This is a genomic window from Phormidium tenue FACHB-1052 (genome assembly GCF_014696675.1).
Taxonomy (GTDB): Bacteria; Cyanobacteriota; Cyanobacteriia; order Phormidesmidales; family Phormidesmidaceae; genus Nodosilinea; species Nodosilinea tenuis_A.
In genome coordinates this window covers 270,534-284,900 of record NZ_JACJQN010000003.1, presented here as the reverse complement: position 1 = coordinate 284,900, position 14,367 = coordinate 270,534, and the positions used below count along the sequence as shown (strand labels likewise).

The 14,367-nt window shown below is 58.7% G+C and carries 14 protein-coding genes; 7 read left to right on the top strand and 7 right to left on the bottom strand.

The window, feature by feature from the left end; genetic code table 11:
• Positions 1-3: 3 nt before the first annotated feature.
• The 4 genes from H6G07_RS07375 to H6G07_RS07360 form a co-directional block, all read right to left on the bottom strand.
• Entirely contained in the window at positions 4-600 is a 597-nt protein-coding gene (locus H6G07_RS07375) for a 5-formyltetrahydrofolate cyclo-ligase (RefSeq protein ID WP_073607728.1), read from the bottom strand.
• Positions 601-639: 39 nt separating this feature from the next.
• The gene (locus tag H6G07_RS07370) at positions 640-2,736 is read right to left on the bottom strand and encodes a pentapeptide repeat-containing protein (protein ID WP_199311958.1); all 2,097 of its coding nucleotides are present in this window, start codon (positions 2,734-2,736) and stop codon (positions 640-642) included.
• A gap of 66 nt (positions 2,737-2,802) precedes the next feature.
• A complete protein-coding gene (locus tag H6G07_RS07365) occupies positions 2,803-3,492 on the bottom strand; it encodes a M23 family metallopeptidase (protein ID WP_084172973.1) in 690 nt (229 codons plus the stop codon).
• A gap of 380 nt (positions 3,493-3,872) precedes the next feature.
• A complete protein-coding gene (locus H6G07_RS07360; protein ID WP_073607726.1) occupies positions 3,873-5,117 on the bottom strand; it encodes a cysteine desulfurase-like protein in 1,245 nt (414 codons plus the stop codon).
• A 319-nt stretch (positions 5,118-5,436) separates the two neighbouring features.
• Between H6G07_RS07360 and H6G07_RS07355 the strand changes: the two genes are divergently transcribed.
• From H6G07_RS07355 to H6G07_RS07325, 7 genes are all read left to right on the top strand, one after another.
• Positions 5,437-7,944 carry a GH116 family glycosyl hydrolase gene (locus H6G07_RS07355; RefSeq protein ID WP_073607725.1) on the top strand — a complete coding sequence of 836 codons (2,508 nt, stop codon included), beginning with the start codon at positions 5,437-5,439 and terminating at the stop codon, positions 7,942-7,944.
• 22 nt (positions 7,945-7,966) lie between these two features.
• Positions 7,967-8,197, top strand: coding sequence for a hypothetical protein (locus H6G07_RS07350; RefSeq protein ID WP_199311957.1), 231 nt, complete (start codon positions 7,967-7,969; stop codon positions 8,195-8,197).
• A gap of 79 nt (positions 8,198-8,276) precedes the next feature.
• Entirely contained in the window at positions 8,277-8,516 is a 240-nt protein-coding gene (locus H6G07_RS07345) for a DUF2283 domain-containing protein (RefSeq protein ID WP_073607724.1), read from the top strand.
• A 168-nt stretch (positions 8,517-8,684) separates the two neighbouring features.
• Complete coding sequence (locus tag H6G07_RS07340; RefSeq protein ID WP_073607761.1) at positions 8,685-9,545, top strand: DUF4230 domain-containing protein; 861 nt, start codon at positions 8,685-8,687, stop codon at positions 9,543-9,545.
• Positions 9,546-9,553: 8 nt separating this feature from the next.
• Positions 9,554-10,354 (top strand): glutathione S-transferase family protein, encoded by an 801-nt coding sequence (locus H6G07_RS07335; RefSeq protein ID WP_073607723.1) that lies wholly within the window; start codon positions 9,554-9,556, stop codon positions 10,352-10,354.
• Between the two features lie 3 nt (positions 10,355-10,357).
• The gene (locus H6G07_RS07330) at positions 10,358-11,626 is read left to right on the top strand and encodes an FAD-binding oxidoreductase (protein ID WP_073607722.1); all 1,269 of its coding nucleotides are present in this window, start codon (positions 10,358-10,360) and stop codon (positions 11,624-11,626) included.
• Between the two features lie 48 nt (positions 11,627-11,674).
• The gene (locus H6G07_RS07325; protein WP_073607721.1) at positions 11,675-12,073 is read left to right on the top strand and encodes a nuclear transport factor 2 family protein; all 399 of its coding nucleotides are present in this window, start codon (positions 11,675-11,677) and stop codon (positions 12,071-12,073) included.
• A gap of 14 nt (positions 12,074-12,087) precedes the next feature.
• On the opposite strand, the gene H6G07_RS07320 is transcribed toward H6G07_RS07325, so the two are convergent.
• The 3 genes from H6G07_RS07320 to H6G07_RS07310 all read right to left on the bottom strand — a co-directional run bounded on the left by H6G07_RS07320 (position 12,088) and on the right by H6G07_RS07310 (position 14,343).
• Positions 12,088-12,762: an SAM-dependent methyltransferase gene (locus tag H6G07_RS07320; protein ID WP_073607720.1), complete on the bottom strand. Its 675-nt coding sequence runs from the start codon at positions 12,760-12,762 to the stop codon at positions 12,088-12,090.
• A gap of 68 nt (positions 12,763-12,830) precedes the next feature.
• Positions 12,831-13,469, bottom strand: a complete 639-nt coding sequence (gene yfcF / locus H6G07_RS07315; protein WP_073607719.1) for a glutathione transferase — start codon at positions 13,467-13,469, stop codon at positions 12,831-12,833.
• Between the two features lie 70 nt (positions 13,470-13,539).
• Positions 13,540-14,343, bottom strand: coding sequence for a hypothetical protein (locus tag H6G07_RS07310; RefSeq protein ID WP_073607718.1), 804 nt, complete (start codon positions 14,341-14,343; stop codon positions 13,540-13,542).
• Positions 14,344-14,367: the final 24 nt, after the last annotated feature.

The window sequence follows — 14,367 nt, the reverse complement described above, 5'->3', positions numbered from 1 at the left end:
AGGTTATTTCCCACCCAAAAATAGGCCGCTTTCGGAGCAGACTCCGGCGAGGGGCTTGTCCCAGACATCTTTGGGTAGGGTGGGCAGGCGGGCGTATTCAAACACAATGCCCACGGTGGGAATGCTCTGCCAGGGGGGCTGGCTGAGCAGGCGATCGTAGTAGCCGCCGCCGTAGCCGAGGCGGTAGCCGCGCACGTCGCAGGCGACAGCGGGCACAAGAACAAGATCCACCAGGGAGAGATCGACCTGGGGCGACTTGGGGTGGGGTTCAATAATGCCGTAGGAGCCTTTACGCAGGGGCCAGCGGCTGTTGGCCGACCAGTAGTGCCAGGTCAGCTGGTTTTTATCGACGCAGCGGGGCAGCCCCCAGTGGGGGTGGTGCGCCGTCAGGGGGCTGAGGTCGGGCTCTTGGCGAAAGCTGGTGTAGGCCAGGATAATGCGACACTGGCGAAAGTAGCTCCAGTTGAGCAGGTGGGCGCAGATGCGATCGCTCTTTTGCTTCCACAGCTGGGGGGGAATGCTCTGGCGGGCGCTGATGAGGCGACGGCGCAGATCGGATTTGGCCTGATGGTTGAGATCGGAAACAGAAGGTTGGGTCACGGGGGGCAGAAAACGGTCAAGGGATAGCCAACAGCGGCGCTAGAAATAAATCAGCAGGTTCAGCCCTGGGATGGTGCGCGAGAGCGTCCACAGGAGCAGCGCTGTGTAGAGCAGACCCAACCCCCATTGATACCACACCAAAGCGGTAATCAGCCCCGGCACATGCTCGTCTCGTAATCGAATGTCATTAAAGCCAAACTTTAGCCAGTTATTGAGACTAAAGTCTAAATAATTCAGCCAGTTCCAGCGGCGATCGAGCAGCAGGTAGGTGTAGCGATCGCGAAAAAATGGAAACTTTGGAATCACCGGCAGGCGGGCGATCAAGAGCCTGAGCTGGCGCAGGCTGCCGTCTTCGACGAAGTAACTCTCTGCCATTAGGTCGTGGTAGCGGCCCTGTTTGATCAATAGACCAATCAGCACGGCGGGCACCGGCACCAGCAGCATAAACAAAAAGCCCAGGGTGAGCAGCGGATAGTCGGCGGAGCGCAGGAGGGCATTGAGCCCCAGCCCCAGCAGCAGGCTACAGCCCCCACCTAGCCACAGTCCCTCTTCTAGGGGCGGCAAAATCGGGGGAGATCGGCGGCGACGGTAGCGATCGACCAGCCAAAACATCAGCGCAAAGGTGGGAATGGCCACCAAACCCAGGCCAAAGGTGAGGCCAAAGCTGGTGCCGTAGCGGCTCAGCACTACCAGCCCTCCCAGCCACAGCCACTGCAAGGCCAGGGTAAATCGGCGGGCAATGGGGAAGGTGTCGCGGGCGAAGATGCGATCGCGCACCTTCAGATACGCTGCCAGGTCAACCCCCGGCACACTCAGCACCCCCTCAGTGCCGATGAAGGTCCGGGTTTGGCGCTGCTCAACAACGGCGGCGGCCTGGGCCTCGGTAAAGCCCGCCCGCACCAGGGCCGCCACCGAAGCGGTGTTGACGTTGGTGCCCAGCAGCCGCTGCTGCCAGCTTTTTAGCCGCAGGCGCTCGGCGGTGTAGGCAATCGAGTTGGCGTCGCTAATCTGCTCCTGATTGCGAAAGTTGCGCTCCAGGTTGCGCAGCAGGGTCTCATTGCCCGCCAGCTGCGGCACCGAAAACACCCGACCAATCTTGCCGGGGGTGCCCAAAATCTGGGTCTGCTCCAGGCTAAACTCCAGGCCCGCCACGTTCAGGTAAGCCCCTGGCAGAAATATCGCATCTCCCAGATCGACCTCGCTGCCGACCATAGCGTTGCGCAGGTTGACCGGCTCGCCAAAGCGGGTTTGGCGGAGTACCAACGGCGCGTCAAAACGAGCCTCGGTGAAAAACAGCGCCTTGGCAAAGTAGCTGCGCACAAAAAAGGCGCTACTCTGCCACACCGTGCGGGCGAAGTCGGCCACCCCCTGCCACTGCACGCGGCTAAAGTTGAGATCACCTGCCAGCACTGCCCGACTAAAGTTGGCATCGGCCTTAAACTCGGCCCCCTGAAAGGTCGCGCCGCTGCGAAACTGGCCCTGGTCAAACCGGGCTGGCTCAAAGAACAAGCTGCCCTTGGCCTGCACCCCCTGGCGAAAGTCGGCCCCCGAAAAGTTGACGGCCCGATTAAAGCGCGCCCCGCCCACCGAGAGCCCCTGCTCAAACACCGCCCCATTGGCCAGCACCCGGCCCAAAAAAAACGTATCGCCCCCCAGAACCTGGCCGGTGAAGCGGGTCTGCGCTACCACCAGCGGCGCTTTAAACAAATAAATTTGCTGGCTGCTGCCCTGACCCTGAATCAGCAAGGACTGGGAGAGCCGACTGAGCTGGAGCAAGCGCTGGCGATCGCGCCTCAGCTGCGCCCGCCCGGCATCGCTCAATAGTTGGGAGAGGTTGTCGCCATAGAGGGGTTCGCGCTGGCCCAGGCGCTGCAAGTCGAGGTCGCCCTGCACCACGGCATAGCTCAGGTCGAGTGCCGGGGTCGTCGCTGGCCTTTGCAGCCCGCTGCTCAGCAGTCGGTAAAAGCTATCGGTCAGGGGGCTGTCTGGCCGCAGATCGATGGTGTAGTAGCGCAGGTCAATGGCGGGTCTGCCCTCCCGCTGCACCGGGGTCGCTAGCCGCTGGCGCAATAGGTCTAATGTCAGGGGTGGGTGGCTGTCAGCCGCCAGGGCCGGGAACGGCTGAGCGATCGCCATTCCCACCCCTAAAACCACAAGTCCTAACCAGGCTATCCACCGCCGCCAGGGCCAAGGCACCGAACCCTACAGCGCCGCCTGCTGGCCAACATACATAGCCCGCAGCACCAGGGCCGGATCCACCCAGTTGTCTTGGTACTTTAGGGCCCAGTGCAGGTGCGGCCCGGTGGTGCGACCCGTCATGCCTACGCGGCCAATGCGAGCCCCCGCCGGAATCGCCTGGCCCGCCCGCAGCTGAATGCCGCCGTCGCGATCGACCATGACTTTGTTCTGGCCACTGCCCTCCACATGGCCCTGCATGTGGCAGTAGATGTGGGTCCATTCCCCAGATTTGATCGCCATGGAGGTACCGCAGGCACCGTCGCCCTCGACCCACAGCACTTCGCCCGCCCACCAGTTGCGAATGTAGCTGCCGTTGGGGGCCGCCAGATCAAGGCCGTAATGAAAACGAGAGTCACCGCCGTAGGGGTCACTGCGATAGCCGAAGGGGGAGGTATAGGTTTGGAAATTTTCGACCGGAAACGAGGCCCGAGTCCAGAGCGCAGCGGTCAGATCTTGGGCATTTGCCACCGAGACCGAGCGAGGTACCGCTACTGAGACCAGGAATGCCGTGGCCAACCCTAGCCCGAGCAAGGCTCGACGGCGAGGTCTCTGCCCCCAACCGCTTGCCAAACTACGAACCAAAGTCTTAATCACGCCGGGTTTGAATTGAGCAGCCGAAGTCAGTTTGAGGAGATTGCAGAGTCGCCAATTCATGGTGTAAATCGCGATCGGAGGAGCAGCGAACGTCGCCAATTAGCTTATCCCAGATTTCAGAAGTGGGACACTTTTCAAATTGGTTTTTTGCCCGCCCCCGCGAAACGGTGAGCTAGGCATGAATTAAGCGGTTTTTGGCTGTCAAAATTCTGCCAGCGCCAAATTAAACATGGCCGCCGCGTCGCCAGGCCGCAAACAAAGGTGGAGGCCTGTCTTCCCCTAGTCCTCAGCGGTTTGGCAGACTCGAACGTTGGCTACCGCTACCTTCGGTGAACCCGATCCAACCCAGGAACGAGACAGGCTAAGTTGCAATAAGCTTTGTTGCAACTTAGCTACATAGCTAAGTACAAATTCTTAAGCAGGTGCGGGGGCTGGGGATTTTATAGACAGTGGGCTAGGTGCTCAATTAGGCGATCGCATTCTTCAAGCGTGTTGTAGTGCACCATGCTGACCCGCACCACCCCTTGCTGGGGCAACAGCCCCAAGTCTTCGATCAGCCGCAGCGCGTAGAAATGGCCGTAGCGAATGCCAATGTTGTGGGCGTCGAGCTGGGGCGGAATGTGGTCGCTGCTCACCCCCTCCACCACAAAAGAAATGGTTGACACGCGCTCCGCCGGGTCAGCAGTGTCTCGACCGATAATGCGCACGCCGGGCCGACTGTGTAGGAACGAGAGCAGCCGTTCGTTGAGCGCTCCTTCATGCTGTTGAATGAGACCAAAGGCCTGATTGAGGGGATCTCCATCGCCAGATTGTCCGTGGTGCTGGGCTAAGGCTGCAAAATATTCGGTGATCGCCGTGAGGCTGTAGCTCAGCTCGTAGCTGCTGCCCCCCGGCTGAAACTTGTAGGGGATGGCCGTGTCGTCAATGAAGTAGTGGTTGTAGCTGGGTAGGGCCAGCAGCAACTCTTTTTTGCCGTAGAGCAGCGCCAGGTGGGGGCCGTAGACCTTATAGAGGCTAAAGGTGTAGAAATCGACATCGAGTGCTTGCACATCAATGCGGCGGTGGGGGGCAAAGGCAACCCCATCGACGCAAAGCAGTGCGCCGTGGGCGTGGACGAGATCGGCGATCGCCCGCACTGAATGAATACTGCCCAACACATTCGACGTGTGGGTGACGGCGACCAAGCGCGTCTGCGGCGTCAGCAGTGCTTCTAAATCCGCCAGATCGAGTTCAAAGGTGGTGGGGTTGACCCGCCAGATTTTGACCACAATGCCCTCGCGCTCTAGCTCCACCCAGGGGCTAATGTTGGCCTCGTGGTCGGCGTTGGTGACGATAATTTCATCGCCCGGTTCAAGGGTCGGGCGAAAGCACTGGGCCAGCATCCGCAACAGCGCCGAGGTGCTAGGACCGAGCACCACCTCCGCCGGGTCGGCGGCGTTGATCAGCGTGGCCATGGCCTTGGCCCCCGCCGCCACCCGCTCCGTCGCGAGCTGCGATACGGCGTAGCTCGCCCCCAGCTGCACATTCGACTCGTAGAGAAATTCGGTGATGCGATCGACTACGGGTTTGAGAATCTGTGAGCCGCCAGCATTGTCAAAAAACACCCAGTCGCCCGCCAAAGCGGGGAACTGATGCCGGACAAAGTCGAGATCGAGCGTAGCGGGAGAGGTGTGGGTAAGGGGCAAGGTTGACCTATCCAATTGTTCTTGAAGGGCGAGTTCGATGCCATGGGAGACGTGCCGATCGCCTCTCAAGCTCCCCAATTCTAAAGGGATCGACAGCGAGTGTGGGCTTGAGCGCCCCCAAGGCGTGAGAAATCGGTGACGAGCGGAGCCTGCGAGTCTGTGACAAGAGTATTGATGCACAAATAAAGGAAGCTACCAATTCCAGTTGCCTGGTGCCGTGGGTGAGGCCGCGATCGCAGTCCTCATTCATCGCTGGATTCCAATCTAGCGAGAGCTTGGCAATGTCCTATAAACTAACCCGCTCCGGTAATATTTTGGGATGACTGAAACCCCATCCCTCCCCCAGATTCCATCCCAGGCATGGCAGCGACCCCTCGGCCAGCCTTGGGAGCACCACTACATTGTGCGCTACGCCAGCAACCTTGACGATGGCCCAGACCACGGAGCACCCCTGGGCGGGCTGGGGGCAGGCTGTGTGGGGCGATCGCCCAATGGCGACTTCAACCTCTGGCATATGGATGGCGGCGAGCACGTCTTCCAAGGCTTCCCCGGCTGCCAGTTCAGCATTTGGGAGCAGGGGGGCGGCAGAACCCAGGCCTACGCCCTCAGCACCCAGCCGCCCGAGGATGGCAGTCTATCGTCCTGGTCGTGGTATCCGGCCTCTAACAAGACCCGCACCACAGGCAGCTACCACGCGCTGTATCCGCGCAGCTGGTACCGATACGAGAATGTGTTTCGCGCCCAGATTACCTGCGAACAGATTTCGCCAATCTGGCCCGATAACTATAAAGAAGCCAGCTACCCCGTGGTCGCTTTTGAATGGACGGCTCACAATCCCACCACTGCCCCCATCACCTTGAGCATCATGGTGAGCTGGCAAAACATAGTAGGCTGGTTCACCAATACGCAAAAATCCCCTGAGGTGCTGCTGCGCGACGACGGCAGCCCCTACTACGACTACGTGCCTGCGATCGCCCAAAGCACCGGCAACTTCAACCAGTTCATCAACGCCGATGGCCTCAAGGCCCTAGTGATGGATGGAGCTTGGCAGGGCGACCCCAAAGAGGGTGACGGTCAGTGGTGCATCGCCACGCTGGACGATCCAGCGATAGAAGTCTCCTATGACCTGCGCTGGAACCCAGCAGGCGACGGGCGCGACCTATGGGATTCGTTCGCCAAGCTGGGGCGGCTGATGAATTTGCTGGATACCTCTCCGGCGGAGGAGGGAGAGCAGATTGGCTGTGCGATCGCCCTGCGCTTCACCCTGCAACCCGGCGAAACTCGCCAGATTCCTGTCGCTCTGGCGTGGGATCTGCCCGTCACCGAATTCGCTGCTGGGGTAAACAACTACCGCCGCTATACCGACTTCTTTGGCACCGATGGGCGGAATGCTAGGGCGATCGCCTTCGATGCCCTGACTGAGTACAAAACCTGGCAGCAGCAAATCACGGCCTGGCAGCAGCCGATTCTCGATCGTGCTGACCTGCCCGACTGGTTCAAAATGGCGCTGTTCAACGAGCTGTACGACCTGGCCAGCGGCGGCACCCTGTGGAGCGCCGCCACCGAGGCCGACCCCGTGGGCCAGTTTGCGGTGCTGGAGTGCATCGACTACCGCTGGTACGAAAGCCTGGATGTGCGCCTCTACGGTGGTTTCGCCACCCTGCTGCTGTGGCCCGAGCTAGAGAAAGCCGTGCTGCGCGCCTTCGCCCGCGCCATTCCCACCCAAGACGAACGGCGGCGGATCATCGGTTACTACGTCACCATGGGGCTAGAAAATCCCCCCGCCATTCGCAAGCTCAAGGGCGCGACACCCCACGACCTCGGTGCCCCGAACGAGTACCCCTGGGCGCAGACCAACTACACCAGCTACCAAGACTGCAACCTCTGGAAAGACCTGGGCAGCGACTTTGTGCTCCAGGTCTACCGCGCCTACCAGTTCACCGGGGCGACGGATGTAGACTTTCTCAAAGACTGCTGGCCAGCGGTGGTCGAGACCCTGCAATACCTCAAGCAGTTCGATCGCGACGGCGACGGCATTCCCGAAAACGAGGGGGCTCCCGACCAGACCTTCGACGACTGGCAGCTCAAGGGCATTAGCGCCTACTGCGGTGGGCTGTGGCTGGGGGCGATGGAGGCGGCGATCGCGATCGGCGAAATCCTAACCACCAATAACCTCGCCCCTGGCAATACCCCCATTCTGCTCAGCCAGTACCGCCGCTGGCTCGACAACGGCCTCAAGGCCTACCACCCCAAACTGTGGAATGGTCGCTACTACCGACTGGATACGGGCAGTGGCTCGGATGTGGTGATGGCTGACCAGCTCTGCGGCCAGTTCATGGTGCGCCACCTGGGCCTGCCGGATCTGGTCGAGGACGAATTTACCCTGTCGGCCCTCGACGCCATCTACGACGCCTGCTTTGTGAAATTTAACCAGGTGGTGCAGAGTCACGAACGGCCACCCCAACAGAAGTTTGAGGGGGCGCAGCTGGGAAACTTTAGCGCGGCGACGCTGAAACTGGCGATCGGGGCTGCCAATGGGGTGTTACCGGATGGCTCTCCGGAAGACCCTGACAGCACCCACCAACAGGAGGTGTGGACTGGCATCAACTTTGGCCTAGCGGCGTTCTTTGCCCAGATGGGCAAGACGGAGGAGGCGATGGCGATCGCTGAATCCGTCATCCACCAAATCTACGCCTACGGCCTGCAATTTCGCACCCCTGAGGCGATCACTGCCCTGGGCACCTACCGCGCCTGCCACTACATGCGCCCCATGGCCATCTGGGGGCTGTACGAGGTGCTCACCGCCAGCACCCACTACCCTCGATAAGGGCAGAGGCTACGATAGATTCATGACTCGCTTATTTGACTGTCAATACTTCGGAGTTACCGTAGAACTGTCAGGTGAGCGGGAAGCCCACATCACAGCGAGTCATCCAGGTACGTTGCCTGACTACCTGGAGCAGCTAGCCGATACTCTAGAGACCCCTGACCTGGTACGAAGCAGCGATCGCGACCCAACGCCTTACTATTCTCCAAGTGGTTTGACTCGATTCGTACCGGGCGCTACATGGTGGTTGTGACTGTTAGCGATGTCGAGCCATCTAGGCATTGGGTGATCACGGCATATACCGCTTGTAAATTGGTGGGAGGAAAAACCCTATGGCAGAAAAGCTAGTTTTTCAATACGACCAGGTGGGCGATATTCTCTACATTAATAAGTGCGCGCCCTATGCTGAGCAGGAGTCGGAAGAAATTGGCGACGAGATGATCGCCCGCCTCAATCCGGTATCGGGGGAGGTGGAGAATTTGGAGATTCTCTTTTTCTCAGAGCGACTCCTCAACGCAGACTTTCTGCTAGAGCTGCCGGTAATTGCCAATCTTCGGCTAGCGGCCTCTTGACGATTTCGTTAGGGCCTTCGCGGTGCGATTGCCCTAACAGGCCGGTCTTCAACTATTACCCCTGCTGTAACCTGTTCACTTTTGCGCTGCCACAATGAACCAAGGGCAGCCAATCAGGTGTGCAGTACAATCAAACTGGTTGAGTTTACCCGCCTACCACCCATCGCCATGCGCCCTGCTCCTCCCGATCGCAAGCTGCCCGACCCGCTGCCGCCGCGCTATGTGGATCCTAGCGCCCCTGTTCAGCAAGAACGTTGGCCTGCGCCAGTGCCGCCGCGTCGTACTCCCTTTCGGTGGGTGCGATCGCTCTCCAATGCCCTACTTGGTGGGGCCGTGCTGGTGGGTATTGCGGCCGGGGTGGGCTTTTGGCGATCGGGCGATCGCTTTCTTGAAGGGGTGCGCATTATGCTCACCCCGGCCACGGCAGAGCCGCAGGTAGATGTGCGCTCCGTCGTCGTTCAACAGCTGCGGGGGGCCAGCGAACTGACCACGGCAATTTTTGCCATGGAAGCAGTGGTGCCCACCAAGAGCGATCGCACCTTGGCGGGTTACGTGATCGGCTCTACCAATCTGCTCTACATTGCCTATGGCGAGGTGCGGGCCGGGGTCGACCTGGCTGAACTCACCGCCGCCAACGTCCAGGTGAGCGGGGATAACTCAATTCAGATCACCCTGCCGCCGCCCAAGATTCTCGACAGCAAAATCGATCTCAGCAAATCAAACGTGTTTGACTACAGCCGCGGCTTTTTGGGCCTTGGCCCCGATACCGCCCCCGAGCTGCAAGAAAAAGCCCAGCAGGAGGCGCTGGTCAAGATTGAAGAGGCCGCCTGCCAAGAAAATCTGCTGGCCGAAGCCAACCGTCGCGCCGAAATCACGGTCGGACAGCTCCTAGCCACCGCAGGCTTTGAAACCGTCACCGTCACCACCCAGCCGCCGACTAATTCCGCCTGTGCAGCGCCTGCAAATAACGATACAGTGTTACCGGGTTTACCAGTGCCCAGTCCGCCCTCTGAAGAACCTGGCCAATAAGGATTTCCATGCTAGAGCTGTACCAGTTTGAATCTTCCTCGTTTGCCGAAAAAATTCGCCTGATTCTCGACTACAAGCAGGTGCCCTACCGCAAGGTCGAAGTTACCCCCGGCGTGGGCCAAGTCGAAGTATTTCAACTGTCGGGTCAGCGTCAGGTGCCCGTGCTCAAGGATGGTGAGCAGGTGATTCCCGACTCCACTGCGATCGCCCTGCACCTTGAAAAAGCCTTTCCCGAGCGCGCGCTCCTGCCCACCGAGTCCAAGCAAAAGGGCCTGTGCCTAGCGCTAGAAAGTTGGGCCGACGAGGCGATCGCCCCCAAAGCCCGCGTCGTGATGGTCGGTGCCTTTAAGCAGCACCCCAATTTTCGTACAGCGCTGTTGCCTAGCTTTACTCCCGCTCCGCTGCGCAGCCTGGTGGGTGCTCTCCCTGGCGACCTGCTAAATCTGGTCGGTACGGGCGTTGGCTTTGGCCCTGAGGATATTAAAGTTGCTACCGCTGGCCTGCGTCAGGATCTTGAAGCCCTGGTGCTGATGCTGCAAACCAGTCCCTACCTGCTGGGCGACCAGCCTACCCTGGCTGACTTCGCCGTGGCCGCCGCCACCATGTATCTCAAATTTCCCACGGCCCAGTATGTGGAGTTGCCCGAGGGCATCGGTGGCAAGGGCGTCCCCGGCATTGCCGATGTGCCGGAATACAAAGCTTTCTTTGACTGGCGCGATCGCCTCTATGCCGAGTTTCGCACCGCCCGCACCAACGTGCCTCCCGCTGCCAGTTCTGCCAGCGGCCCCACTCCCATCAGCATTGACTAGGGTATGGCCAACGTTGCTGAAACTTTGGGGGAGGTGGTTGAGCGCGATTGCATTCTCCCCCCCGCATCGCTCCATCTGCCAGATTACCTAACGCCCGCCGCCGTCGTCTGTCCAGCCACCGAAGCGGAACTCTCGGCGATCATGGCCTGTGCCTGGAAACATTCCTGGCGGGTCATCCCCTGCGGCAGCGGCAGCAAACTGTCCTGGGGTGGTGTCGGCTCAGGGGTGGATCTCGTCGTAAGTACGGCCCGCCTTAACCAGGTGATCGATCATGCGGTGGGGGATATGACCCTCACCGCCCAGGCGGGTGCAAAACTAGCGGACCTAGCGCCTCGACTGGCTCAGCACAACCAGTTCCTCTCCGTGGACCCGGCCTATCCAGAGCGGGCGACGTTAGGAGGAATTGTGGCTACCGCCGACACCGGCAGCCTGCGCCAGCGCTATGGTGGCCTGCGGGATCTGCTGATCGGCATTTCCTTTGTGCGCTTTGATGGGGCGATCGCCAAGGCTGGCGGGCGCGTGGTCAAAAATGTCGCGGGTTACGATCTGATGAAGCTGCTAACCGGCTCCTACGGCAGCCTAGGGATTATTTCTCAGCTCACGTTTCGGCTCTATCCAGGGCAAGATACTTCTAAAACCCTGGTGGTTATCGGGGCAGTAGGGGAAATGGAAGCCCTCTTGAGTGCCCTGCGACTGTCGCCGCTGACCCCAGCTGCCCTCGATATCCTATCCCCTGCCCTAGCTAACCGTCTGGGCTACGAGGGATTCGCCCTGATAGCTCGATTTCAATCCATTGCACCGGGAGTAGATGAGCAGGTTGAGTCGCTTTTGGCCATGGTGGGGCCAGCGCTATCTGCCCAGGTGTTGCAGGGTACGGAGGATGAGCAAGTTTGGGCAGGGGTCGGTGCAGCTCTCTTCCCTAGGTTTGAGGAACAGAATGAGGCGATCGTGGCTAAGGTGGGTCTACCTCCAGCCAAGGCCGTGACCTGGCTGGACCAACTGCCCTCGGGTAGCCTGGCGCGCATTCATGGTGGTAGCGGTATTGGCACAGTGCGCCTGGCAGCAGCCACGGCGGACATGGTGAAAGAATTGCGTGGGGGCTGCACTACCAACCAGGGCTATTTCACCCTGCTCGAAGCACCTCTCTCCCTCAAAAAATCAGTGGATGTGTGGGGCTACAGCGGCAATGCCCTGGGCGTGATGAAAGCGATCAAAGCTCAGTTTGACCCCCATAACTGTCTCAGTCCGGGGCGTTTTGTGGGCGGCCTTTGAAGCACAGTGGCTACCCCTATAATTTGAAGATTGTTGCATACCCTCTCCATGCCCGAAGCCAGCGTTCAAACATTGCGCGTTGCTGAGGTGGCGTTTCAGGCCTTTACCCAAGGGCTAGCCAGTGGCGAATGGTCGCCATTTTTAGACCAGCTCAGCGATGATTTTACCTTTTGGTTTCCGGCGGGTTCCTTTAAAGGCCTAAACCACGGCAAAGAAAAGGCGAAAGCGTTCTTTGAACTGGCATCTAGCCTATTTCCAGAAGGGCTCACTCTAACCATTCTTCAAGTAGTCTCTAATTCGACAACGGTTGTTTTTGAAGTCCGTTCATCGGGCTTGATGGCAGGGCATCCCTACGAAAATCAGGCTGCGATCGCCTTTGATGTCAGAGACAACAAGATTTGCGCTTACCGAGAGTATTTGGGTGTCGTGTTCCAGCTCGGCCAATAGTTTTAGTTGAGGCTTTAGCGACCGATTCTCAGCATTTCGTCGCCGCCTTTTTGAAACTCGTAGGCAACAGGCTCTATCTGAACGTTGTAACCTTTGCTGGAAAGTTCTTGTAAAACAACCTCCAAGTATGGATAAGGTTCGCCATTGAGTTGAATCAAAGGAAAAATCCGCACTTCAGAGGTGACTCGCAGCAGCTCGTGAATTGATGCGATATGGAAGTCAAGGGTCAGGTGCTCGGCATACAAAAACAGTAAATGAGAGCATAGGCACAGCTCAAACTGGTCGTCGTTAAAATTTAAGCTGGGCAAAGCCTGGTGCAAATATCGACCTTCAGCTTTCCCTGATTCATAATCTGATAAAAACTTCTCCATGGCGTCAAGACGAGCCTTGCCCAGCTCGTCAGCATTGCCAAAGTTTTTCCATACGTAGCGGTCAGCATTTTGCTTGACCTGAGAAATAATTGATTGATAGGTATCTCGCACCCGCTGCTCAATTTGCTCAGCCGAAAACTGATACACCGGGTCGATGGATATAACGGATCGTCCAAGCTCCGTCATCTCAGCATTAAAGCTGGCTGGACCATCGCCACAGCCGAGAATGTTTAGGGTTAAATCTGCCTCTGACAGGCTAAACATTGCCCTGTATTCATCTAGCGTTCTGCCCCAGGGAACAATCTCACTGAGTTTCATGGGTGGAGAATTAATCTTTAAACGGCAGTTTAGGAGAAAAATCTAGCTTGCCCAAGAACCTGCATTGGTCAGACTGCTTTGGATTGCTCTAACCAAGCTTGTACCGACGATCGCTGCCACTGGTGCTGCACGTACTCTACCAGCGGGTCAGGCACGCGATCGCCATTGGCAACCAGCCGATTTAGCATGAGTGCCAAATCGGTGTCGGCAATGCACCACTGGCCAAAGAGCGAAAGGCGATGGTCTTGAAGTAGAGTTCCTGCTGCTTGAAACAGTGTCTCAACTGCAACCCGCGCTCCATCAGATAGGGGTAGATCAGAGGGCTGATGGAAGATAACCGTTGTCGGTCGCTCGTCGCGAATGGGTATTAGATCGCTGCGCAACCAGGCCTGGACCTGTCGCGCTCTGGCCCTATCTCTAGGATTTTGTGGGTAGATAGTCGCGTAGGTGGGCGGCGGGAAGATCTCTTCTAAATATTCTGTGATGGCGGACGACTCTGACAGGGCAAAGTCGCCATGCTCTAGGGTGGGCACCCGACCGGTGAGGGCGCGCTGCTGGTAAGGGGTCTGACGGTTTTCCTGGGTGGCCAGATCGATGCAAACCAGATCATGGGGTAGCCCCTTTTCTTGGAGGGCCACGAACGCAGATAGCGCGTAGGGACTGGTGAACTGGGCATCGACAAATAGCTTGAGGTCAGAGTTGCCCATGCTTTCCTCCGGAAGAGTCAAGGGTGATCGCTAAAACTGTCCGGTGCTAGCCGGTTTCTTCCCCAGTAATCTAGCGCTTCAAAATCCAGTTCACCAGGGGAATGGCGGCTTTGGCGGGGAGCGGCTGAATGGCAAAGCGAAAAGGCAATAGCAGCATGATCGGTCGGCCTCCGCGTCCGCTAAAGGGGGTCAGCTGCACCACCAGGTCGAGGGAATAGTTACGGAGGGGCTCTTTGAGATTGGCCATTTTAGGAATGTCGACCACTGGTGCGGTTTGCTGGAGCACCTGGTTATCGGGGCTGCGGTCAAAGCAGTCTTCACTGACCACGACGGTGCTGAGGTACTGGTTGGGGTTGACTGCGCTGGCGACCTGGGGCGCAGTCAAGTCGAGGCGCATGCCAGGGGTGTGGCGAATCACCCGGCGAATTTCGTTGGTCATGCGGCTGATCGAGCTGCGATCCCAATCGACGATGACCTGAATGGCGCGGCTCTGGTTGACCACCTGCACCGTGAGCCCTTTTAGGGGCTGGAGTGGGTGAGGCCCCTGGGGCAGCACCTGCACCGCGATTTGACCTTCGTCGGGCTCGTCGGGCTGGTCTTCGTCGGGGGGGGCAAGGCTTCTGGGTTCGGGTACCACTAGTCTGAGGGAAACGCCCTTGCCTAAGGCTCCTTCTCCGGGCTGGAGCACGGTGGCGGCGGTTTCGGCAAAACCCTGGCGCATTAGCTGCGATCGCACGCTGCTCTCTAACCCAACAACATCGGGCACCAGCACCACCTGGTCTTCGAGTTCTTCCTCGATCGACAGTGCCATCTTATAGACCACATAGCCCATGCAGATGAAGTACACCGTCAGAATCAGGATGTCGATCTCCATAGGTGGTCAGTAAGAAGGGAAACG

Bases quoted from the DNA above. Each gene is read 5' to 3' on its own strand.
- H6G07_RS07370 (WP_199311958.1), bottom strand. From the start codon at position 2,736: ATGGCGATCGCTCAGCCGTTCCCGGCCCTGGCGGCTGACAGCCACCCA.
- H6G07_RS07365 (WP_084172973.1), bottom strand. From the start codon at position 3,492: ATGAATTGGCGACTCTGCAATCTCCTCAAACTGACTTCGGCTGCTCAA.
- H6G07_RS07355 (WP_073607725.1), top strand. From the start codon at position 5,437: ATGACTGAAACCCCATCCCTCCCCCAGATTCCATCCCAGGCATGGCAG.
- H6G07_RS07350 (WP_199311957.1), top strand. From the start codon at position 7,967: ATGACTCGCTTATTTGACTGTCAATACTTCGGAGTTACCGTAGAACTG.
- H6G07_RS07345 (WP_073607724.1), top strand. From the start codon at position 8,277: ATGGCAGAAAAGCTAGTTTTTCAATACGACCAGGTGGGCGATATTCTC.
- H6G07_RS07340 (WP_073607761.1), top strand. From the start codon at position 8,685: ATGCGCCCTGCTCCTCCCGATCGCAAGCTGCCCGACCCGCTGCCGCCG.
- H6G07_RS07335 (WP_073607723.1), top strand. From the start codon at position 9,554: ATGCTAGAGCTGTACCAGTTTGAATCTTCCTCGTTTGCCGAAAAAATT.
- H6G07_RS07330 (WP_073607722.1), top strand. From the start codon at position 10,358: ATGGCCAACGTTGCTGAAACTTTGGGGGAGGTGGTTGAGCGCGATTGC.
- H6G07_RS07325 (WP_073607721.1), top strand. From the start codon at position 11,675: ATGCCCGAAGCCAGCGTTCAAACATTGCGCGTTGCTGAGGTGGCGTTT.
- H6G07_RS07320 (WP_073607720.1), bottom strand. From the start codon at position 12,762: ATGAAACTCAGTGAGATTGTTCCCTGGGGCAGAACGCTAGATGAATAC.
- yfcF (WP_073607719.1), bottom strand. From the start codon at position 13,469: ATGGGCAACTCTGACCTCAAGCTATTTGTCGATGCCCAGTTCACCAGT.
- H6G07_RS07310 (WP_073607718.1), bottom strand. From the start codon at position 14,343: ATGGAGATCGACATCCTGATTCTGACGGTGTACTTCATCTGCATGGGC.